This window comes from Cupriavidus sp. MPR-AND1C, assembly GCF_058809705.1.
This window is the reverse complement of the sequence record NZ_JBXASU010000022.1, coordinates 25,178-47,674: the sequence shown is the minus strand read 5'-3', so window position 1 is coordinate 47,674 and position 22,497 is coordinate 25,178. Positions and strand designations below refer to the sequence as shown.

Sequence of the window (22,497 nt, the reverse complement as noted above, 5' to 3'; positions counted from 1 at the left end):
AGGGCTGCAAAGCCAACCTGTGGCAAGCGGCAGGCACGAATCTTGTTAGTATCAACGGCTAGCCTTCATGTGGGAGGGAATTGCCCCAATATGTGCATTGGGGAAATTCCCTAGCTCATTTGGTGGGTTAATCCTTCAGGTTGTTGCGTCGCATATTGCATCCGTATAAAAAGGGAATACAATTCGCGCGTTTCAAATTGAAACTAAACTAAGGCGGTTCAGGGAAGCGTCCGGGGGGCGTTGGTTTACCCTGATCATGTGAATCCTAGGAGATCACTCATGCAAATCACGTTTGCCAAGATTCTGCCGATCGCAGCCGCAGTGGCGCTGGTTACTGCTTGTGGCAAGAAAGAAGAAAAGCCCGCTGATGCGGCAGCATCGGCTCCTGCCGCGGCCACCGCGCCGGCAGCAGGCAGTGGCGATGTCGTAGTAAAGATCGGCCATGCGGCACCGCTCACCGGCGGCATCGCTCACCTTGGCAAGGACAACGAGAACGGCGCCCGTCTGGCCGTGGAAGAAGTTAACAAGACCGGCCTGGAGATCAACGGCAAGAAGATCAAGCTCGAGCTGGTTGGCGAAGACGACGCAGGCGACCCGAAGACGGGCACCGCCGTGGCGCAGAAGCTGGTGGACGCCAAGGTCGTGGCCGTGGTTGGCCACCTGAACTCGGGCGTATCGATTCCGGCCTCCAAGATCTATAGCGATGCCGGCATCGTGCAGATCTCGCCGTCGTCGACCAACCCCGACTACACCAAGCAAGGCTTCAAGACCACGTTCCGCGTGGTGGCCACCGACGCCCAGCAGGGCCCGGCACTGGCTAACTACGCCACCAAGAGCCTGCACGCCAAGAGCGTGGCCATCGTCGACGATGCCACTGCCTACGGCAAGGGCCTGGCCGACGAGTTCGAGAAGACCGCCAAGGCTTCGGGCGTGAACGTGGTGGCACGTGAAGCCACCAACGACAAGGCTACCGACTTCAAGGCCATTCTGACCAAGATCAAGGGCAAGAAGCCCGACGTGATCATGTATGGCGGCATGGACGCCACCGGCGGCCCGTTCGCCAAGCAGGCCAAGGAACTCGGCATCAGCTCCAAGATCGTCGGCGGCGATGGTGTCTGTACCGACAAGGTGGCTGAGCTGGCCGGCGATGCCGTGTCCAACATCATCTGCTCGGAAGCCGGTCTGGCGCTGTCCAAGATGGAACAAGGCGCGGATTTCGACAAGCGCTACCAGGCTCGCTTCAATGCGCCGGTGCAGATCTACGCACCGTTCACCTATGACGCCGTCATGGTCATCGTTGACGCCATGAAACGCGCCAACTCGACCGAGCCGGCGGCCATCCTGGCCGAGATGCCCAAGACCAACTACAAGGGCCTGATCGGCAACATCGCCTTCGATGAAAAGGGCGACATGAAGGAAGGCACCATCACGTTGTATGAGTACAAGGACAAGAAAAAGACCGTCCTTGATGTCGTGAAGATGTAAACCGGGCTTACCGGCCCATCCGAACGGCACCGCGAGTATGTTGCGGTGCCGTTTTTTTAGCCTTGCCATACGTGCAGCATCCTTACCATGGGTGGAGTAGGCAGGCCGCTTACCAGCAAATATCGACACTACCAAACCACCCACATATCAACGTCCCCCCGACATCCACACCATGCCGAGGGAATTTGGACGGAAGCAAGGAGTTTTCATGGATATCTTTATCCAGCAGATCGTGAACGGTCTCGTGCTCGGCAGCATCTATGCGCTGATCGCACTCGGCTACACCATGGTCTACGGCATTCTCGGGATCATCAACTTCGCCCACGGCGATGTGCTGATGATCGGCGCGCTGACCGCCCTGTCAGCCATACTTGGCTTGCAGAAATTCTTCCCCGGCTTGCCGGAGTGGCTCACGCTGGTGATTGCCACGCTGATCGCCATGCCGGTTTGCGCCGCGCTGGCCTACACCATCGAGCGGGTCGCCTACCGGCCGTTGCGCAACGCGCCCCGGCTAGCCCCGCTGATTACCGCCATCGGCGTGTCCATCATCCTGCAGACCCTGGCGATGATGATCTGGTCGCGTAACCCGCTGACCTTCCCGCAGCTGCTGCCCTCGTCGCCGATCGATATCGGTTCGACCGGCGCCACCATCACGGGCAAGGAAATCGTCATCATCGGCATGGCGCTGATGGTCATGGCGGGCCTGCTGACCCTCGTCAACCGCACCAAGCTGGGCCGCGCGATGCGCGCCACCGCCGAGAACCAGAAGGTGGCAGGCCTGATGGGCGTGAACCCGAACTTCGTCATCTCGGCCACCTTCATGATCGGTGCCGCGCTGGCCGCGCTGGCCGGCGTCATGATGGCGACCAACTACGGCAATGCGCACTTCTACATGGGCTTCATCCCTGGCCTGAAGGCGTTCACCGCCGCGGTGCTGGGCGGCATCGGCAACCTTGCCGGCGCCATGGTCGGCGGCATGCTGCTGGGCCTGATCGAAGCGTTGGGCGCCGGCTATATCGGCGATCTCACCAACGGGGTGTTTGGCTCCAACTACCAGGATGTGTTCGCCTTCATCGTGCTGATCATCGTCCTTGTATTCCGTCCGTCCGGCATCATGGGCGAGCGGGTTTCCGAACGCGCCTAAGGAGAGAGAATCCATGAATACCCCGATTCCATCCCCGGCGGCGCAGGCTGCGCCGCTGACCAAGACGCCGGCCAAGACCATGGCCGCGCTGCTTGGCTTCCTGATCATCGCACTGTGCGCCCCGTTCCTGGTGCAGACGCTGGGCGGCAACTACTGGGTGCGCGTGCTCGACTTCGCGCTGATCTACATCATGCTGGCGCTAGGCCTGAACATCGTGGTGGGCTTTGCCGGCCTGCTCGACCTCGGGTACATCGCCTTCTATGCGGTTGGCGCCTACATGATGGCCTTGCTGGGCTCGCCCCACCTGGCCAACCAGTTCGAGTGGATCCACCAGCTTTTCCCCAATGGCCTGCACCTCTCCATGTGGTTCGTGCTGCCGCTGGCGGTGCTGGTGGCGGCAACGTTCGGTGTGCTGCTCGGTGCACCAACGCTCAAGCTGCGCGGCGACTACCTGGCCATCGTGACCCTGGGCTTCGGTGAGATCATCCGCATTTTCCTCAACAACCTCGACCGGCCGCTCAACATCACCAATGGCCCGAAGGGGATCACCGCGGTGGACCCGGTCCACATCTTCGGCTTCGATTTCTCCAAGTCACACGAGATCTTCGGGCTGAAGTTCACGCCGGTGTTCATGTACTACTACCTGCTGGTCGTGCTGGTGATCGCCATCGTGTTCATCTGCCTGCGCTTGCAGAACTCGCGCATCGGCCGCGCCTTCGTGGCCATCCGCGAAGACGAGATCGCCGCCAAGGCGATGGGCATCAACACCCGCAACATCAAGCTGCTGGCCTTTGCCATGGGCGCATCGTTCGGCGGCGCGTCGGGCGCGGTGTTCGGTGCCTTCCAGGGCTTCGTGTCGCCTGAGTCGTTTGTGCTGTGGGAGTCCATCTACATCCTGGCCATCGTGGTGCTGGGTGGCATGGGCCACATTCCCGGCGTGATCCTGGGCGGTATCTTGCTGGTGGGTTTCCAGGAACTGCTGCGCGCCGTGGCGGAGCCGGCGCAGAACATGATCTTCGGCCACACCATCGTCGACGCCGAGGTGCTGCGCCAGCTGTTGTTCGGGCTGGCCCTGGTTGGTGTGATGCTGTATCGCCCGGCGGGCCTGTGGCCGTCGCCGCGCAAGGAAGACCGGCCGGTGATCCGCCGCCCGGGCAGCGTTGGCCGTTTCTGACCAGGAGGACATCATGAGTAACGAGAATCTCCTCCTGTCGGTACAGGGGGTCAACAAGCGATTCGGCGGCCTGCAGGCACTGTCCGATGTGGGCCTGCAGATCAAGCCGGGCGAAATCTACGGCCTGATCGGTCCCAACGGGGCCGGCAAGACCACCTTCTTCAACGTGATCACCGGCCTGTACACACCGGACTCCGGCGAGTTCGTGCTGGGCGGCAAGGCCTACCAGCCGACCGCCGTGCACGAAGTCGCCAAGGCCGGCATTGCCCGCACCTTCCAGAACATCCGCCTGTTCGGCGAGATGACCGCGCTGGAAAACGTGATGGTGGGCCGCCACGTGCGTACCAAGGCTGGCCTCTTTGGCGCGGTGTTCCGCCCGCCTTCGGTCCGGCGCGAGGAGCACTCGGTGGAAGACTGGGCGCATGACCTGCTGGAGTACGTCGGCATCGGCAAGTACGCGCACTTCACCTCGCGCAACCTGTCCTACGGCCACCAGCGCCGCCTGGAGATCGCGCGGGCGCTGGCCACCGAGCCCAAGCTGCTGGCGCTCGATGAGCCCGCCGCTGGCATGAACGCCACCGAGAAGGTGGAACTGCGCGGCCTGCTCGACAAGATCCGCAGCGATGGCAAGACCATCCTGCTGATCGAGCACGACGTGAAGCTGGTGATGGGCCTGTGCAACCGCCTGACCGTGCTCGACTACGGCAAGGTCATCGCACAGGGCCTGCCGCACGAAGTCCAGAGCAATCCAGCGGTGATCGAGGCTTACCTCGGTACCCCGGCGCACTGACGGGGGAAAGACACAATGAAAGAAACACTACTGAAGATATCCGGCCTGAAGGTCGCGTACGGCGGCATCCAGGCGGTCAAGGGCATCGACCTCGAGATCAAAGAAGGCGAACTGGTCACGCTGATCGGTGCCAACGGCGCCGGCAAGACCACCACCATGAAGGCCATCACCGGCCTGCAGGGATGGGCCGGCGGCGATGTGGAGTACATGGGCAAGTCCATCAAGGGGGTGCCAAGCTACACGCTGCTCAAGCAAGGGCTGGCGATGGTGCCGGAAGGGCGCGGCGTATTTGCGCGCATGACCATTACCGAGAACCTGCAGATGGGCGCCTACACGCGCACCGACGAGGCCGGCATCAAGGCCGACATCGACCGCATGTTCGGCATCTTCCCGCGCCTGAAGGAGCGCGCCAACCAGCTGGCCGGCACCATGTCCGGCGGCGAACAGCAGATGCTGGCGATGGCGCGCGCGCTGATGAGCCAGCCCAAGCTGCTGCTGCTGGACGAGCCCTCGATGGGCCTGTCGCCGATCATGGTCGCGAAGATCTTCGAGGTGGTGCGCGACGTCTCCGCGCTGGGCGTGACCGTGCTGCTGGTGGAGCAGAACGCGCGGCTGGCGCTGCAGGCCGCCCACCGCGGCTATGTGATGGAGTCGGGCCTGGTCACCATGAGCGGCGACGCCAAGCAGATGCTGGACGATCCGAAGGTCCGCGCGGCGTATCTGGGCGAGTGATGCCGCCTGTGTGACGCCGTGGTTTGCTGCAAGGAAAAAGCCCCGCAAGCGATTTGCGGGGCTTTTTCTTTTTACCTGGCCGGCGGCGCGCCGGCTTCAGGACAAGGCTCAGGCCAGCTTTTTCAGCAGCGTGCGCAGCATGCCGATCATCTGGTCGATTTCCTCGATGGTCACGTTCAGCGCGGGCATGAAGCGCAGCAGGTTGGGGCGCGGCGAATTCAGCAGCAGGCCTTGCGGCTGCATGTCGCGCGCTTCTTCCACCAGTTGCGGGCCGATGTCCTTGTTCAGCACCAGCGCGCGCAGCAGGCCTTCGCCGCGCTCGCCACCCAGGCCGAACTCGGACGTCAGCGCCAGCAGCTGCTCGCGCAGGTAGGCGCCTTTGTCCTGCACGCTTTGCAGGAAGCCGGGCGCGGTCAGCTGCGAGATCACGGCGCTGCCAACGGCCGTCATCACCGGGTTGCCGTTGTAGGTGCCGCCCTGGTCGCCGGCTTCGAAGCTGGCGACTTCGGCCTTGCACAGCAGGGCTGCCAGCGGCACGCCGCCGCCAATGCCCTTGCCCAGCGTCATGATGTCCGGCTCCACGCCCGACAGTTCATAGGCGAACATGGTGCCGCAACGGCCGCAACCGGTCTGCACTTCGTCGACGATGAACAGCAGCTTGTGCTGGTCGGCCAGCTTGCGCAGGCCTTGCATGAATTCGCGCGAGGCGGGGATCACGCCGCCTTCGCCCTGCACCGGCTCCAGCATGATGGCCACGGTCTTGTCGTTGATCAGCTTTTCGACCGAGGCCAGGTCGTTCAGGTCGGCCTTGGGGAAGCCCGGCACCTGTGGCGCGAAGATGGTGTCCCAGCCGGCCTTGCCCGACGCGCTCATGGTGGCGAGCGTGCGGCCGTGGAAGCTGTGGTCCATGGTGATGATCTCGAACGCGCCGTTCTTGTGCTTGCGGCCCCATTTGCGCGCCAGCTTGATCGCGCCTTCGTTGGCTTCCGCGCCGCTGTTGGCGAAGAACACCTTGTCAAAGCAGCTGGCATCGGTGAGCTGCCTGGCCAGCCTGAGCATGGGTTCGTTGTAGAACGCCGGGCTGGGGTTGAACAGCTTCTTCGACTGGTCGACCAGCGCGTCGATCATGGCCTGGTTGGAGTGTCCCAGGCAGTTGACCGCCCAGCCCTGCACGAAGTCCAGGTATCGCTTGCCGTTATGGTCCGTGAGCCACGAGCCCTTGCCTTCGGTAAAGACGAGCTCGGGCCGGTTGGTGATGTACATCAGGGATTGGACGGGGTACTCAGCAAATGCCATGGCGGACTCCAGGGGTCGGCGTGAAACAGGGGAGAGGAGAGCAGAAAAACAAAAAGCCACGGGGATTGCCCGTGGCTTGTTGACCTGAACAGAAGCTATGGACGGTCAGCCGCGAGGCACCCCGGTAGGGAGCGACGTACGGTAGCTGCGTCGGTTGTCGATAGCGTAGTTCATGGCGGCCAATATAAGGCCCATGCGCCCGGCTGTCAAAACGAATTTTGGCGGAGCCGGGCATTGTTGTCGCTTGGAAACGGGCAGCGGGGCGCTCAGGCCGCCGGTGCCGAACCCGCCGGATGCATGTCCGCTTCCGACGTGAACGAGTCGGCGAAGAAGGCATCCTCGTGCAGGTCGCAGCGCAGGGAAAAGTCCTTGCGCGCGGCATTGATCATCACCGGCGCGCCGCAGGCGTAGACCTCGAAGCCGGACAGGTCGGGATGGTCTTCCATCACGGCCTCGTGGACAAAGCCGGTGCGGCCGTCCCAGTCGTCGCTGTCCTGGGCGTTGGAGATCACCGGCACGTAGCGGAAGTTGGGCAGCTCGCGCGCCCATTGCTCGCACAGCGCATGCATGTAGAGATCGCGCGGGCGGCGGCCGCCCCAATACAGCGTCATCGGGCGGGTGATGCCGGTGTAGACCGCGTGCTCGACGATGGCCTTGATCGGCGCGAAGCCGGTGCCGGAGGCCAGCAGGATGATGGGCTTGTCGGAGTCTTCACGCAGGAAGAAGCTGCCGAGCGGGCCTTCGAAGCGCAGGATGTCGCGCTCCTTCATGGCCGGCTGGCCTTCCCTGGCGCCGAACACGTAGTCGGTGAAGGTGCCGCCGGGCATATGGCGGATGTGCAGCTCGATCGGGCCTTCCTGGTGCGGCGGCGTGGCGATGGAGTAGCTGCGGCGCTTGCCGTCGCGCAGCAGGAACTCGACATACTGGCCGGCCAGGAACTGCATGCGCTCGGTGGCGGGCAGTTGCAGGCGGGTCACGATGACGTCGTCGGCCACGCGCTCCAGGGTGGCGACGCGGCACGGCACCTTCTTGATGGGGATGTCGCCGGCGCCTTGCACCTCGCGGCACTCGATGGTGATGTCCGAGGTGGGCTTGGCGCAGCAGAACAGCGCGCGGCCCTCGGTCTTTTCCTGCGCGGACAGCGCGGAAAGCGCATGGTCGCCCTGCTCGATGCCGCCAGCGGTGACACGGCCCTTGCAGGATCCGCATGCGCCGTTCTTGCAGCCGTAGGGCAGGCCAATGCTGTGGCGCAGGGCCGCAGTAAGGATGGTTTCATCCGCGGCCGCTTCAAATGTGCGGCCGCTGGGCATGACGGTAACTTGATAAGCCATAATCACTCTATGAGCAAAAATCTGTCGCGACGCCGCCTGGGTCGCCCGCGCCTACTCATCGTTGGCTGTGGGGATGTGGGCACACGTTGCCTGCGTATTCTATCGACGCGCTGGCGCGTCTTTTCCATCACTTCGCAGCCGTCCCGCCGCACTGAGCTGCGGGACAACGGCGCCGTGCCGCTGGTAGCCGACCTGGACCGGCCCGCCACGCTGGCGCGCCTGGCCGGGCTGGCCGACAGGGTGCTGCACCTGGCGCCGCCGCCGTCGCGCGGCGAGGGCGATCCCCGCACGCTGGCGCTGCTGCGCGCCTTGCGGCGCGGCGCCTGGCGGCGGTCCGCCGCACGGCCGGGCGGATGGTCTGCCAAGCCCGCCATTCTACCCGACCGACGCTACGGCAGGTCCGGCCGACGCGCTGCGCCGCCAGCGTTTGTCTACGCCAGCACCTCGGGCGTGTATGGCGACCGGGGGGGCGCCAGGCTGGCGGAATCGCAGGCGGTGCGCCCGCAAACCGCGCGCGCCCGGCGCCGCGTGGCGGCAGAGCAGTCCGTGCGGGACTTTGGCCGCCATGCCGGCTGGCGCGCTTCCATCGTGCGCATCCCCGGCATTTATGCCGAAGACCGGCTGCCGCTGGCCCGCCTGGCCAAGGGCACGCCGGCGCTGGTGCCGCAGGACGATGTCTATACCAACCACATCCATGCCCTGGACCTTGCCCGCACCATGGTGGCGTCGCTGTTCCGCGGCCGCGCGCAGCGGGTGGTGCATGCCAGCGACGATTCGGAAATGCGCATGGCCGATTACTTCGACCTGGTGGCCGACCGCCGCGGCCTGCCCCGCCCGCCGCGCCTGGCTCGCGCGCAATTGCGCGAAGCCGTGGAGCCAACCTTGCTCAGCTTCATGAGCGAATCGCGCCGGCTGGAAAACGCCCGTCTCAAACGCGAGCTGCGCCTGCGGCTGCGCTATCCCACCGTGGCCTCCTTTTTCGACGCCTGAATGCAGGTGCTCTCGGCGTCGCCCGGGAGCGCTTTCCTTTCGCATCCTGGTGGCGCCCCGGTGGCGCCTGGTGGCACACCGTTTGCATTGGTGTTGCCGCTCGATCCTGTATAGACAGCAAGTGATGCTTTCAGCGTAACCGTGCGCGGATCTGGTGCGCGCAGGCGAAGGCGGCAAGCGCCGGATGCCCCGTCAGCGGGCATCGGCGGGCACCCGGCCTGATCCCGTAACGCCGCCATTTTGTGCGCGTTTCGTGCCGTTCCAGGCTCGGCCGCACCTAAGTGCCGGCCACGCCAGTTCTGTCCTTCGCCTCGGGTTAACTACTGCATTGACTTGTATATACAGGGTTGCTAAATTGCCTGGCAAATGACCGGCGCTGCAAGTACGGCGCCGCCCGAGCCGGGCGATCCGGCCGCCGCCCGCGCTGGCGCGGCCCCGTTCGCATCACACCAAAGGAGCCAGGAAGATGGGATTTCGTATCCGTAGCGGTAAGTCGCTAGCCGTCGCCGTAGCAGCAGTCGTCGCCACGCTGGGTGCCGCAGGCACCGCGCAAGCGCAAGCCACACAGGTCACGCTGGGCATGAGCGGCTGGACCGGCTTCGCGCCGCTGACGCTGGCTGACAAGGCCGGCATCTTCAAGAAGCATGGTGTCGACGTCGACATCAAGATGATTCCGCAGAAGGACCGTCACCTGGCACTTGCCGCGGGTGCCATCCAGTGCGCTGCCACCACGGTCGAGACCCATGTGGCCTGGAATGCCAACGGCGTGCCCATCACCCAGATCGTGCAGCTCGATAAGTCCTACGGCGCCGACGGCCTGGCCGTGCGCGGCGACGTGAAAGGCTTTGCCGACCTCAAGGGCAAGACCATCGGCGTGGACGCGCCGGGCACCGCGCCTTACTTCGGCCTGGCCTGGATGCTCAAGAAGAACGGCATGAGCCTGAAGGATGTGAAGACCACCACGCTGTCGCCGCAAGCCGCCGCGCAGGCTTTCGTCGCGGGCCAGAACGATGCTGCCATGACGTATGAACCGTACCTGTCGTCGGTGCGCCAGAACCCGGACAAGGGCAAGATCCTCGCCACCACGCTGGACTACCCGATGGTGATGGACACGCTGGGCTGCGCGCCCAAGTGGCTCAAGGACAATCCCAAGGCCGCGCAAGCGCTGGTGGACAGCTACTTCGAAGCGCTCGACATGATCAGGCAGGACCCGGCCAAGGCGAACGACGTCATGGGCGCGGCGGTCAAGCAAAGCGGCGAGCAGTTCGCCAAGTCGTCCGCCTACCTGCGCTGGCAGGATCGTGACGCCAACCGTAAATTCTTCGGCGGCGAGCTGGCCAGCTTCAGCAAGGAAGCGGCGCAAGTGCTGCTGGAGATCGGCGTGATTCGCCAGGTGCCGGACGTCACCGCCCTGTACGACGCGCGCTTCATCAAGTAACGAGGTCGGTGCCATGACGCAGGTTCACATTGGTTCGCCCGCCGCGGGTGCGGCGACAACGCCCGCTCCCGCCGCGGTGACGCCGGTGGCCGCGCGCCGGCATCCCTGGCTGGCGCCGCTGGCGCCGGTCACCCAGCGCGCGCGCTGGGTGCTGGGCTTGTCGTTCTTCGTGGTGTTCTTTGCCGCGTGGGCGGCGGTGACCCTGGGCGGCATGGTGCCGCGCAACTTCCTGGCCGATCCGGCGACCATGGCCCATGAAGGTTTGCTGCTATTCACCGAGTACAACTTCATCGGTGACATCGGCATGACGGTATGGCGCGTGCTGGGCGGCTTCGTGCTGGCCGCCGCGCTGGCCGTGCCGCTGGGCATCTTCATGGGCGCGTACAAGGCGGCGGAGGCGTTCTTCGAGCCCTTCGTCTCGTTTTGCCGCTACCTGCCGGCATCGGCCTTCATCCCGCTGCTGATCCTGTGGGCCGGCATCGGCGAGGCGCAGAAGGTGCTGGTGATCTTTATCGGCTCGTTCTTCCAGATCGTGCTGATGGTGGCGGTGGCAGTGGGTGGCGCGCGGCGCGACCTGGTGGAGGCGGCCTACACGCTGGGCGCCAACAGCAGCGGCATCGTGCGGCGCGTGCTGATCCCGGGCGCCGCGCCTGAGATCGCCGAGATCCTGCGCCTGGTGCTGGGCTGGGCCTGGACCTATGTCATCGTGGCCGAGCTGATCGGCTCGTCCTCCGGCATCGGCCATATGATCACCGACAGCCAGGCGCTGCTCAACACCGGGCAGATCATCTTCGGCATCATCGTGATCGGTTGCATCGGCCTGGTCTCCGACCTGGCTTTCAAGCTGGCCAACCAGCGCCTGTTCCCGTGGAGTTCGATCAAATGAGCGCGCTGTCCATCCAGCAGGTCTCGCGAACCTTCGTCAATCCGCGCGGCGGCCAGACCCTGGCCCTGCAGCCGACCGATTTCGAAGTGGCGGACAACGACTTCGTCACCATCCTCGGCCCCTCGGGCTGCGGCAAGTCCACGCTGCTGCGCATCGTCGCCGGGCTGGATACGCCCACCACCGGGCGCGTGCTGCTCGACGGGCAGGAAGTCACCGGCCCGGGTGCGGAGCGCGGCATGGTGTTCCAGTCGTACACGCTGTTCCCGTGGCTGACCATCGAGCAGAACGTGCGCTTTGGCCTGCGCGAGCGCGGCATGAGCGCGGCCGGCCAGCGCGAGCGCAGCGACTTCTTTATCCAGCGCGTGGGCCTGCGCGGCTTCGAGCATCATTTCCCCAAGCAGCTCTCGGGCGGCATGCAGCAGCGCACGGCCATTGCGCGGGCGCTGGCCAACGACCCCAAGATCCTGCTGCTGGACGAGCCCTTTGGTGCGCTGGACAACCAGACCCGCGTGCTGATGCAGGAACTGCTGCTGGGCATCTGGGAAGCCTCGCGCAAGACGGTGCTGTTCGTCACGCACGATATCGACGAGGCCATCTTCATGGCCAACCGCGTTGCCGTGTTCTCGGCGCGCCCGGGCCGCATCAAGCGCACCATCGACGTGGACTTTGCGCATCCGCGCCACTACACCATCAAGACGTCGCCGGCGTTCTCGGAACTCAAGGCGGTACTGACCGAGGAAATCCGCGCCGAGGCCATGGCCTGCGCCGAACACTGAGTTGCCAACCAAGCCATGAAAGCTGCCACCGCCAACCGCCGGGGTGTTCCCGATGCCACGCCCGCCGCGCTCTACCAGCAGGTGAAGGACTACATCGCGCGCCATATCCAGAGCCGCGCGTGGCAGCCGGGGGACCGTGTGCCCTCCGAGCAGGAGCTTGTCACCCGCTTTGGCGTGTCGCGCATGACGGTGAACCGCGCGCTGCGCGAGCTGGCCGAGCAGGGCCGGGTGGTGCGCGTGGCCGGCGTGGGCACCTTCGTGGCGCAGCACAAGCCGCAGTCGACGCTGCTCAACGTGGTCAACCTGCAGGACGAGATCCGCATGCGCGGACATGACTACGCTTGCGACGTCATGGTGGTGGAACGCGTGGCTGCCTCCATCGAGGTAGCGGCCGCGCTGGATCTGCGCACCGGCGAATCGGTGTTCCACTCCGTGTGCGTGCACCGCGAGGACGGCGTGCCGGTGCAGCTCGAAGACCGCTATGTGAACCCGCGCGTCGCGCCGGACTTCATCAACCAGGATTTTGCCGCCGCCGACGCGGTGAAGCCTGGCGAGTACCTGCTGCGCCACGTACCCTACGACCAGATCGAACACGTGGTCGATGCCATTTCCGCCACGGCGGAACAGGCCGCCCAACTGGAAATGCCGGCTACCCAGCCGTGCCTGCTGCTGACCCGCCGCACTTGGACGGGCGGCACTCCCGTGACCTTTGTACGTTGCCTGCACCCAGGCAACCGCTACCGCCTAGGCAGCCGATTCCGCGCCGATGGCAACCCGGCCTTCGGCTGAACCAGCCAAGGGCCGTTAGTTTTTTCAGATCCACCAGCCAACGCACGAACCAGGCTGTATAGACAGGAACATACAAATGAGCGCCACCCAAGCCAACCAAACTTCCCGCCCGCTGCTGACCTTGCAGCCCGGCTCCGTCACGCTGGCCGACCTGCGCCGCATCCATCGCGGCGAAGTGAGCCTGGCGATGGATGCATCCGCGTGGGCTGGCGTACGCGCGTCCCAGGCCACCGTGCAGGACATCATCGACGCAGATGCGGTGGTCTACGGCATCAACACCGGCTTTGGCAAGCTGGCGCAAACACGCATCCCGCATGACAAGCTGGCGGAGTTGCAGCGCAACCTGGTGCTGTCGCACAGCGTGGGCACCGGCGCGGACCTGCACAGCGACACCGTGCGCCTGATCCTGGCGATCAAGGCGGTGAGCCTGGCGCGCGGCCATTCCGGCATCCGTCCCGAAATCATCGAGGCGCTGCTGGCGCTGACCAACGCGGGCGTCACGCCGTGCATTCCGGCCAAGGGCTCGGTGGGCGCGTCGGGCGATCTCGCGCCGCTGGCGCATATGTCGTGCACGCTGATTGGCGTGGGCGAGGTGATGATCGACGGCGTGCGCCGCCCGGCCGCCGAAGGGCTTGCCCACGCGGGCCTGGCGCCCTTCACGCTGGGCCCCAAGGAAGGGTTGGCGCTGCTCAACGGCACGCAGGTTTCCACCGCGCTGGCGCTGGCGGGCCTGTTTGCCGCCGAAGACATCTTCGCTGCCGGGCTGGTGGCGGGCGCGCTGTCGCTCGAAGCCATCAAGGGCTCGGTCAAGCCGTTCGACGCGCGCATCCACGCCGCGCGCGGCCAGGCCGGCCAGATCGCCGTGGCCGGCGCCGTGCGCGCGCTGCTCGATGGCAGCAAGATCGTGGACTCGCACGTGAGCTGCGGCCGCGTGCAGGACCCGTACTCCATCCGCTGCCAGCCGCAGGTGATGGGCGCCTGCCTGGATAACCTGCAACACGCCGCGCGCGTACTGCAGATCGAAGCCAACGCCGCGTCCGACAATCCGCTGGTGTTCCCGGAGCAGGGCGACGTGATCTCGGGCGGCAACTTCCACGCCGAGCCGGTGGCGTTTGCCGCCGACATCATCGCGCTGGCCATCGCGGAGATCGGCGCGATCTCCGAGCGCCGCCTCGCGCTGCTGCTCGATTCCGGCCTGTCCGGCCTGCCGCCGTTCCTGGTGCGCGACGGCGGCCTGCATTCGGGCTTCATGATCGCGCAGGTCACTGCCGCCGCGTTGGCTTCCGAGAACAAGTCGCTGGCGCATCCTGCCAGCGTGGACAGCTTGCCGACGTCGGCCAACCAGGAGGACCATGTGTCGATGGCCACCTACGGCGCGCGCCGCCTGGGCGATATGGCGGAGAACACCGCCGTGGTGGTCGGCATCGAAGCCATGGCCGCCGCGCAGGGCATCGAGTTCCACCGCCCGCTGGAGTCCTCGCCGCTGATCGAGAGCGAGATCGCACGCATTCGCGAGCGCGTGGCCTTTGTGGAAGGCGACCGCTACTTCGCGCCGGATATCGAGGCGATGAAGCAGTGGGTGCAGCAGGGTGACGCGGGTGCGGGCTGGCCCGAGGCGGTGCGGCAGGTGCTGCCGTCGCAGGTGGGCGTGGCTTGATGCGCGCGCCACTCTCGAACGCAGGCTGAACCGCAGAACTGAACAGGCAGGAGAACCCCACATGAACGCCAACGAACACCAATTCACCAAAGCGGCGCCCCTGCGTGGCCAGCGCGAGATCCGCGCGCCGCGCGGCACCGAGCTGCACTGCAAGAACTGGCTGATCGAAGCCGCCTACCGCATGCTCCAGAACAACCTGGACCCCGATGTGGCCGAGCGCCCGCAGGACCTGGTGGTGTACGGCGGCATCGGCAAGGCGGCGCGCAACTGGGAGTGTTTCGACGCCATTCTCGACAGCCTGCGCAACCTGGGCGAGGAAGAGTCGCTGCTGGTGCAATCCGGCAAGCCGGTGGGCGTGTTTCGCACCCATGCCGATGCACCGCGCGTGCTGATTGCCAACTCCAACCTGGTGCCGCACTGGGCCACCTGGGACAAGTTCAACGAGCTGGACCGCGCTGGCCTGATGATGTACGGCCAGATGACAGCCGGCTCGTGGATCTATATCGGCACGCAGGGCATCGTGCAGGGCACTTTCGAGACCTTTGTCGAAGCCGGTCGCCAGCACTACAACAACGATCTCACCGGCAAGTGGATCCTCACGGCAGGTCTGGGCGGCATGGGCGGCGCGCAGACGCTGGCCGGCGTGCTGGCCGGCGCGTGCGTGCTGGCGATCGAGTGCCAGGAGTCGCGCATCGACTTCCGCCTGCGCACGCGCTATGTCGACAAGAAGGCCACCAGCATCGACGAAGCGCTGGCCATGATCGAAGAAGCCACGCGCAACAAGCAGGCCATCTCAGTCGGCCTGCTCGGCAACGCTGCCGAGATCATGCCGGAGCTGGTCAAGCGGGCGCAGGCCGGCGGCATGCGCCCGGACATCGTCACCGACCAGACCTCGGCGCACGACCTGGTCAACGGGTACCTGCCGGCGGGCTGGACCGTCGGGCAATGGGAAGCCGCGCGCACGGCCGATCCCAAATCAGTCGAGGCCGCTGCCAAGACCTCCATCGTCAAGCACGTGCAGGCCATGCTGGCCTTCCAGCAGATGGGCGTGCCCACGTTGGACTACGGCAACAACATCCGTCAGGTCGCCTTTGATGAAGGCGTGGCCAATGCCTTTGATTTCCCGGGGTTCGTGCCGGCGTATATCCGCCCGCTGTTTTGCCGCGGCAAGGGCCCGTTCCGCTGGGTTGCGCTATCGGGCGACCCCGAGGACATCTACAAGACCGATGCCAAGATGAAGGAACTGTTCCCCGAAGACGCGCACCTGCACCGCTGGCTGGACATGGCGCGCGATCGCATCGCCTTCCAGGGCCTGCCCGCGCGCATCTGCTGGGTGGGGCTGGACGAGCGCCACCGCGCGGGCCTGGCGTTCAACGAGATGGTGAAGAACGGCGAGTTGAAGGCGCCGATCGTGATTGGCCGCGACCACCTGGATTGCGGCTCGGTTGCCAGCCCCAACCGCGAGACCGAAGCCATGCGCGACGGCTCCGATGCGGTGTCCGACTGGCCGCTGCTCAACGCGCTGCTCAACACCGCGGGCGGTGCCACGTGGGTCAGCCTGCATCACGGCGGCGGTGTGGGCATGGGCTTCTCGCAGCATTCTGGCGTGGTGATCGTTTGCGATGGCACCGATGCTGCCGCCAAGCGCATCGAACGGGTGCTGTGGAACGACCCGGCCACCGGCGTGATGCGCCACGCCGACGCGGGCTACGAAAGCGCGATCGACTGCGCCCATGAGAAGGGCCTGAACCTGCCGATGGTGCCAAAGGCGGCAGGCGTATGAACGGCGTCGAACGTTTCTCGCTCGGCGCGCTGGCCGCGCACCCCTGGAAGAACGGCGGCGGCGTTACCCGCGAGATCGCCGCGTGGCCGCCGGGCGCCGGCATGGACGCATTCCTGTGGCGCGTGAGCGTGGCCGACATCGCCGCCGATGGGCCGTTCTCCGCCTTTCCCGGCATCGACCGCCAGATCGTGCTGCTGGACGGCGAGGGCGTGCGCCTGCTGGCTGACGATGGCAGCTTCGATCATCGCCTCGATACCGTTGGCGAGCCCTTTGCCTTTGCCGGCGAGCGCGGCGTGCAGGCCACGCTGCTGGATGGCGCCACGCGCGACTTCAATGTGATGACGCGGCGCGGCCAGTGCCGCGCGAGCGTGGTCGCGGCGCACGACGAATTCACGATCGCGCCCGGCGCGCATGCGGTGTTGTTGTTCGTGGTTGAGGGGGCATGGCGCCACGGCATTGCCGGCCAGGGCGGCCAAGCCGTGCTGGCCAGCGACGACGGCATGCTGTTTGCGCAAGGCGTAGCGGTGCCATATCGCCTGCAGGCGATGTCGGAGCCCGCGCTTTGCCTGTGCGTCACCCTGGAGTTGGAGTTGGAGAACCCGCAATGAACCTGAACCCGGCGCAGGCCGCCGCTATCTCTTCGTCCACTGAATCCGCCAGGTCCGCCGATGGCGTCTGGCATCGCTGCCACCTGCTGCCCGACGGGGATCCCACCAAGGCCATCCGTGACGCCGCGCTGGTCGTGCAGCAAGGCCGCATCGTGTGGCTCGGCATGCAGGCCGAGCTGCCGCAGGTGTATGCGGCGCTGCCGCGCCATGACGCGGGCAACGCCTGGATCACGCCGGGCCTGGTCGACTGCCACACCCACCTGGTGTACGGCGGGCAGCGTGCCGATGAATTCGCCATGCGCCTGGCCGGCGCAGGCTATGAGGAAATCGCGCGCGCCGGCGGCGGCATCGTCTCCACCGTGCGCGCCACCCGCGCCGCCGATGAAGACACGCTGTTCGCGCTGGCCGCCGCGCGTCTTGCGCCGCTGCTGGCCGAAGGTGTGACCACCCTGGAGATCAAGTCTGGCTACGGCCTGGATCTCGCCAGCGAACGCAAGCAGCTGCGCGTGGCGCGCCGCCTGGGCGATGCCTTCGGCGTGACAGTGCATACCACCTTTCTTGGCGCGCACGCGCTGCCGCCGGAATACGCGGGCCGCGCCGACGACTACATCACGCTGATGTGCGAAACCATGATGCCCGTGCTGGCCGACGAGGGCCTCATCGATGCGGTGGACGCCTTTTGCGAATCCGTGGGCTTCAGCCTGGCGCAGACCGAGCGCGTCTTCCAGGCCGCCGAGCGCCACGGCTTGCGCGTCAAGCTGCACGCCGAGCAACTCAGCAACCTGGGTGGCACCGCGCTGGCGGCGCGTTACCGCGCGCTGTCGGCCGATCACCTGGAACATCTCGATGAGGCCGGCGTCGTTGCCATGGCCGGGTCGGGCACGGTGGCGGTCCTGCTGCCGGGTGCCTACTATTTCCTGCGTGACACCAACCTGCCGCCGATCGACCTGCTGCGCCGGCATGGTGTGCCGATGGCGATCTCCACCGATCACAATCCCGGTACGTCACCCGTCACTTCGCTGCTGCTGATGATGAATATGGCGTGCACCCTGTTCAGGCTGACCGTGCCCGAAGTGCTGGCAGGCGTCACCACGCACGCCGCGCGCGCGCTGGGCGCAGCCGACCGGCACGGTTTGCTGGCCGCCGGGCGCGCCGCCGATTTCGTGCTGTGGAATGTCGATTCGCCGGCCGAGCTGGCCTACTGGTTCGGGCGCAATCCCGCCGCCGCCGTGGTGCGCCAGGGCAAGGTCTATCCTGCGGCCACGTCAGTGCAAGGAGTGCGGCCATGAACGCCGGAAGCCTGTTTGCCACGCAGGCCTTGCTGCCCACGGGCTGGGCCAGCGATGTACTGCTGGCCTGGGACGACGCTGGCGCATTCACGACGGTGCAGGCCGGCGCGCAACCCGCCGTGGACGTGCCGCGCGCCGCCGGGCCGCTGTTGCCGGGCATGCCCAATCTGCATTCGCACGCGTTCCAGCGCGGTTTTGCCGGGTTGACCGAGTTCCGCAGCGAGACGCTGGCTGACGGCCAGCAGAGCGATTCCTTCTGGAGCTGGCGCAAGCTGATGTACCGCTTCGCGCTGCGGCTTTCGCCCGATACGCTGGAAGCCATCGCCACGCAGCTCTATATCGAGATGCTGCGCGCGGGCTACACCAGCGTTTGCGAGTTCCACTACGTGCATCACGACACACACGGCAAGCCTTATGCCGACCCTGCCGAGATGTCGCTGCGCCTGCTGCGCGCCGCCCAGACCGCCGGCATCGGCATCACGCTGCTGCCGGTGCTGTACCAGACGGCCGGCTTCGGCGACAAGCCCGCGGTGCCGGATCAGCGCCGCTTCCTGCATGAGACGCACGCCATGCTCGCCTTGCTTGGCCGGCTGGCCCCGCAATGCCATGGCCAGGCTCGCCTGGGGCTTGCCCCGCACTCGCTGCGCGCGGTGCCGCCGCAGAGTCTTGCCGACGCCGTGGCGGGCCTGCACGCGCTGGATGCAACAGCGCCGGTGCACATCCATATCGCCGAGCAGCAGCGCGAGGTCGACGAGTGCATCACGCTCACGGGCACACGCCCGGTGGCATGGCTGCTCGACCATGCCGAGGTGGATGCGCGCTGGTGCCTGGTGCACGCCACGCACCTGGACTGGGATGAACGCAGGCGGCTGGCGCACAGCGGCGCGGTGGCCGGCATCTGCCCGACCACCGAGGCCAACCTGGGTGATGGGGTATTCGATGCCGCGCCCTACCTGGGGCAAGGCGGTGTCTGGGGCATCGGCTCGGACAGCCACGCCAGCGTCAGCGTCGTGGAAGAGCTGCGGCTGTTCGAGTACGGCCAGCGGCTGGCGCTGCAAAAGCGCAATGTGCTGGCGTCGGACGCGCACAGGCAGGTGGCGGACCGCCTTTACCTCGATGCCGCCTTTGGCGGCGCGCGCGCCTCGGGCCGGGATATCGGCGCGATTGCCGTCGGGCAGCAGGCGGATTTCGTCGTGCTGGACGGGGCGCATCCCGCGCTCTCGGGTTTGTCGGGCAGCCAGGCGCTGGCAGTCCATGTGTTTGCCAACCATGGGCATGAGACACTAGCGGAAGTCCGCACGGCGGGCCGCATGCGCGTGCAGCATGGTCTGCACGCCTTGCAGGCCGATGCTGGCAAGCGCTTTGCCGCTGCGCGCGCAAGCCTGCTGACTGACTAAAACCCGGCGCACCACGCGGCCTGACGCTTGAAGCTTGTCGCTTGACGCGACAAGCTTCAGGCCCGCGTTGATGAGCACTGCGCCTTTACGTTGCAAAGCAGCAAACAAGAAAACATGGCCTTCTCGACCGATACCCCCGCTTTCACCCTGCATCGCGGCACGCGCCCGATGCTGGTGTCGATGCCGCACGTCGGCACCCACCTGCCGGCCTCCGTGTCCGACCGGCTGACCGCCGAGGCACGCACCGTGCCCGATACCGACTGGCACCTGGAGCGCCTGTACGATTTCGCGCGCGAGCTCGGCGCCTCCATCCTGGTGGCCACCCACTCGCGCTACGTGGTGGACCTGAACCGCCCGCCCGACAACGCCAATCTCTACCCCGGCCAGGACACCACCGGCCTGTGCCCGGTCGATACCTTCGACAAGACGCCGATCTACGCCGACGCCAGCGGCCTGCCCGCCGACGATGAAATCGCCGCGCGCCGCGACGCCATCTGGCGCCCGTACCATGGCGCGCTCGCCGAAGAACTGGCCCGCTTGCGCGCCGAGCACGGTACCGTGGCGCTGTGGGACGCGCATTCGATCCGCTCGGTGCTGCCGCGCTTTTTCGAAGGCAAGCTGACCGACTTCAACCTGGGCACCGCCAATGGCGCCAGCTGCGACGCCGCGCTGGCCAACCAGTTGCTGGATATCGCGGGCGCGTTGCCGGGCTATACCTCTGTGCTTAACGGGCGCTTCAAGGGCGGCTATATCACGCGGCAGTACGGGGCGCCGGCGCAGGGCGTGCAGGCAGTGCAGCTCGAGTTGACGCAGTCGGCCTATATGAGCGAGACCTATCCCTTTGCCTATGACGAGGCGCGGGCAACGCGCATTCAGCCCACGCTGAAGACGATGCTGGAGACGGTGTTGGGGTACGTGGAAGCGCGTTAAGCCTGCTGGCGCCTGCCGATTCTCGGTGTCCTCGTGCTTTTGCATGACTACCGGCGCGACCCCTAGCCACGGGTCGCGTTGTCACATCTACTGCAACAAATCCGCCAACCGGCAAAGATCTTGGCGGGTCCGCGTAGGCAGCGGCCGCCGCTGGCCCGGTCACGCGCGCCACCAGTTCTTCATTGGGCAGTCCAGGCATCGACTCGGCATCGATCACGTTTTGCGAGCCGATGCAGCCAATGCTGCAGTCCACCGCCATGATCTTGCGGTGATTGCGCTGGTCGAGGCGCGCGCTCTTGCTTTTGAGCACCGCCATCAGCGAGCGCATGGGCAGGGCCTGCACCACCTCCACGCCGCCGTCGCGCAGCGTATCGGCAAACATGCGCCAGCCAGCGCGCGCCCCGCGCATCCACCAGCAGGCGGCAGCGCACGCCCCGCGCGCTTGCTAGCAGCGCCCTTTCTTCGCCTGGCCAGGCGGACAGAAACCTGGACCGGGGCCCGGATCCACCACGACGGCAGCGGGCGCCACCACGGCACCGTTTGGCGTATAGACTGCGCAACCCGACAGGGTAGCGGCTGTCGCGCACACTAGCAGAATGATTTTCATACTTTCTCCTTGCATATCGAACGGTCGCATTCAAGCGGCTTTCTGCCGCAGTCTTCGGTCAGAACGCGAAATTCTGCGTCACGCTGCCGGCGCCGACGTTTACGGGCTGCGACTGGATGGTGCCACTCGCGCTGGTTGCTTCGATGGTGTACTTTCCGGCCGCGCTGACATCCGGGAAGAGCGCGATCGGCAAGGTTGCCTGGTAAGTGCCAACCGATGGCGATGCCGTGGGCAAAATCAGGCTGTAAGCGCCCGTTGTGCTGTTTGCCGTCGCACTTGCGATTGTGTAGTTGTTGCCCCCCGTCAGTTGCAGCGCGCGCAAGCTGCCAGCCGCGCTGGCCGGCGACATGGAACCCGAGACCGTGTTGACCGTGGAAGCCGGCAAGTCGATGGGGGCGCCTGACGTCGACACCACGGTGCTTGCACCGGCAACAACCGGAACACTACGCACAATGCCAACTGCGCGGCTGGCCGGTACGATGACCACATCGACATTGCCATTGGTGCTGCTCTGCTCGATGGGCGAAAGCGTGAATGCGCCCAGGCTGTCCGCAACGGTTGCCTTCACGACCACGCCATTGCGTTCGGCGTAGACCTGGGCGCCGGCCTCGGCCGCGGTCAACATGCCGGTGACCTTGCCGCTGACGACGACGGGCAGCGCGGTGACCACCGGCTTCAGGTTGTAGCCGCTATTGCCGCGCGTCACCACCGATTTGCACGCATCGAAGTCGAGCACGAGATCGGTGAGCGTATCTGGCGCAACGGTAAATGGCCGGATGATCTTGATCCCGCTCTGGATGGCGCTCGGCGTATCCAGCGCGGTCTCCGTGCCACCGGTAGGAACGACGGAATTGGCAAGCGAATTGCCCGCGTTTGGTGTCAGCAGCAAACGGATCTGCTGGTACGTGCCAGCAGGCAGCGCTGTCTTGCCAAGGGTGGCGAGCACGCCGTTGGTGAGTGACAGCAGGTCGATGCGTTGTGCCGGTGACACGGGAATGTCCACCCAGTCCGAGCCGTTCTCGTCAACGTTGGCGTTGCCGTTCACACGCACCTTGTTGACGGTCACGAACACGTGATCGAAGCCGCAGGCGGGTGCGTCAGTCATGGAAACCTGCAAGGTTCCCTGCGACGCCTGGGGCGTGCCGCCATCGCCCCCGCCACCACACGCAGCCAGGCCGAATGTGCCGGCGCAGCCAAGCGCCAGCGCGCTGTAAACGGACTTATGGTCTCTCATCACGATCTCCTCTTTAGGACGACATTGGGGATACCCAGAGATTAAGATTCGTGCGGCCCGTACAGTGTTAGTCCACTGTAACAATGTAAATTTTTCGATACAAATGTGAACCGGCGAGGCGTCGTGCACTGCATCATTGGCGACCCCGCCCTTGGTGGCAG

The 22,497-nt window shown here is 65.8% G+C and carries 19 protein-coding genes; 16 read left to right on the top strand and 3 right to left on the bottom strand.

Annotated elements, in window-relative coordinates:
* The first annotated feature begins 279 nt into the window (after positions 1-279).
* The 5 genes from AC1RWI_RS14675 to AC1RWI_RS14655 all read left to right on the top strand — a co-directional run bounded on the left by AC1RWI_RS14675 (position 280) and on the right by AC1RWI_RS14655 (position 5,325).
* A complete protein-coding gene (locus AC1RWI_RS14675; protein WP_043349269.1) occupies positions 280-1,485 on the top strand; it encodes a branched-chain amino acid ABC transporter substrate-binding protein in 1,206 nt (401 codons plus the stop codon).
* Between the two features lie 208 nt (positions 1,486-1,693).
* Positions 1,694-2,629 (top strand): branched-chain amino acid ABC transporter permease, encoded by a 936-nt coding sequence (locus AC1RWI_RS14670; protein WP_043349266.1) that lies wholly within the window; start codon positions 1,694-1,696, stop codon positions 2,627-2,629.
* Positions 2,630-2,642: 13 nt separating this feature from the next.
* Positions 2,643-3,803, top strand: coding sequence for an ABC transporter permease subunit (locus tag AC1RWI_RS14665; RefSeq protein ID WP_043349262.1), 1,161 nt, complete (start codon positions 2,643-2,645; stop codon positions 3,801-3,803).
* Positions 3,804-3,816: 13 nt separating this feature from the next.
* Positions 3,817-4,593: an ABC transporter ATP-binding protein gene (locus tag AC1RWI_RS14660; protein ID WP_043349258.1), complete on the top strand. Its 777-nt coding sequence runs from the start codon at positions 3,817-3,819 to the stop codon at positions 4,591-4,593.
* Positions 4,594-4,608: 15 nt separating this feature from the next.
* Positions 4,609-5,325 carry an ABC transporter ATP-binding protein gene (locus AC1RWI_RS14655; RefSeq protein ID WP_043349255.1) on the top strand — a complete coding sequence of 239 codons (717 nt, stop codon included), beginning with the start codon at positions 4,609-4,611 and terminating at the stop codon, positions 5,323-5,325.
* 108 nt (positions 5,326-5,433) lie between these two features.
* Here the strand turns inward: AC1RWI_RS14655 and AC1RWI_RS14650 are convergent, their stop codons facing one another.
* On the bottom strand, positions 5,434-6,621 hold the full coding sequence (locus AC1RWI_RS14650; protein ID WP_492867160.1) for an acetylornithine transaminase: 1,188 nt from the start codon (positions 6,619-6,621) through the stop codon (positions 5,434-5,436).
* A 266-nt stretch (positions 6,622-6,887) separates the two neighbouring features.
* A complete protein-coding gene (locus AC1RWI_RS14645) occupies positions 6,888-7,952 on the bottom strand; it encodes a CDP-6-deoxy-delta-3,4-glucoseen reductase (RefSeq protein WP_043349249.1) in 1,065 nt (354 codons plus the stop codon).
* A gap of 9 nt (positions 7,953-7,961) precedes the next feature.
* Between AC1RWI_RS14645 and AC1RWI_RS14640 the strand changes: the two genes are divergently transcribed.
* The 11 genes from AC1RWI_RS14640 (at position 7,962) to hutG (ending at position 20,495) form a co-directional block, all read left to right on the top strand.
* Positions 7,962-8,942, top strand: coding sequence for an NAD-dependent epimerase/dehydratase family protein (locus AC1RWI_RS14640; RefSeq protein ID WP_043349246.1), 981 nt, complete (start codon positions 7,962-7,964; stop codon positions 8,940-8,942).
* Positions 8,943-9,408: 466 nt separating this feature from the next.
* Positions 9,409-10,380, top strand: a complete 972-nt coding sequence (locus AC1RWI_RS14635; protein ID WP_043349244.1) for an ABC transporter substrate-binding protein — start codon at positions 9,409-9,411, stop codon at positions 10,378-10,380.
* A 13-nt stretch (positions 10,381-10,393) separates the two neighbouring features.
* Entirely contained in the window at positions 10,394-11,266 is an 873-nt protein-coding gene (locus tag AC1RWI_RS14630) for an ABC transporter permease (protein WP_043349242.1), read from the top strand.
* Positions 11,263-12,042, top strand: a complete 780-nt coding sequence (locus AC1RWI_RS14625; protein ID WP_492867156.1) for an ABC transporter ATP-binding protein — start codon at positions 11,263-11,265, stop codon at positions 12,040-12,042. The genes AC1RWI_RS14630 and AC1RWI_RS14625 overlap by 4 nt, the downstream gene beginning before the upstream one ends.
* Positions 12,043-12,057: 15 nt before the next feature.
* The gene (gene hutC / locus AC1RWI_RS14620) at positions 12,058-12,831 is read left to right on the top strand and encodes a histidine utilization transcriptional repressor HutC (RefSeq protein WP_043349236.1); all 774 of its coding nucleotides are present in this window, start codon (positions 12,058-12,060) and stop codon (positions 12,829-12,831) included.
* Positions 12,832-12,907: 76 nt separating this feature from the next.
* The gene (gene hutH / locus AC1RWI_RS14615; RefSeq protein WP_043349232.1) at positions 12,908-14,488 is read left to right on the top strand and encodes a histidine ammonia-lyase; all 1,581 of its coding nucleotides are present in this window, start codon (positions 12,908-12,910) and stop codon (positions 14,486-14,488) included.
* A gap of 61 nt (positions 14,489-14,549) precedes the next feature.
* A complete protein-coding gene (gene hutU / locus AC1RWI_RS14610) occupies positions 14,550-16,271 on the top strand; it encodes a urocanate hydratase (protein ID WP_052494679.1) in 1,722 nt (573 codons plus the stop codon).
* On the top strand, positions 16,268-16,879 hold the full coding sequence (locus AC1RWI_RS14605; RefSeq protein ID WP_043349229.1) for a HutD/Ves family protein: 612 nt from the start codon (positions 16,268-16,270) through the stop codon (positions 16,877-16,879). Before hutU ends, AC1RWI_RS14605 begins: the two co-directional genes overlap by 4 nt.
* The gene (gene hutI, locus AC1RWI_RS14600) at positions 16,876-18,168 is read left to right on the top strand and encodes an imidazolonepropionase (protein WP_492867152.1); all 1,293 of its coding nucleotides are present in this window, start codon (positions 16,876-16,878) and stop codon (positions 18,166-18,168) included. The genes AC1RWI_RS14605 and hutI overlap by 4 nt, the downstream gene beginning before the upstream one ends.
* Complete coding sequence (locus AC1RWI_RS14595) at positions 18,165-19,565, top strand: formimidoylglutamate deiminase (protein WP_043349227.1); 1,401 nt, start codon at positions 18,165-18,167, stop codon at positions 19,563-19,565. Before hutI ends, AC1RWI_RS14595 begins: the two co-directional genes overlap by 4 nt.
* A gap of 114 nt (positions 19,566-19,679) precedes the next feature.
* The gene (gene hutG, locus AC1RWI_RS14590; RefSeq protein ID WP_492867150.1) at positions 19,680-20,495 is read left to right on the top strand and encodes an N-formylglutamate deformylase; all 816 of its coding nucleotides are present in this window, start codon (positions 19,680-19,682) and stop codon (positions 20,493-20,495) included.
* A gap of 665 nt (positions 20,496-21,160) precedes the next feature.
* On the opposite strand, the gene AC1RWI_RS14585 is transcribed toward hutG, so the two are convergent.
* The gene (locus AC1RWI_RS14585) at positions 21,161-22,336 is read right to left on the bottom strand and encodes a DUF4382 domain-containing protein (protein WP_492867148.1); all 1,176 of its coding nucleotides are present in this window, start codon (positions 22,334-22,336) and stop codon (positions 21,161-21,163) included.
* Positions 22,337-22,497: the final 161 nt, after the last annotated feature.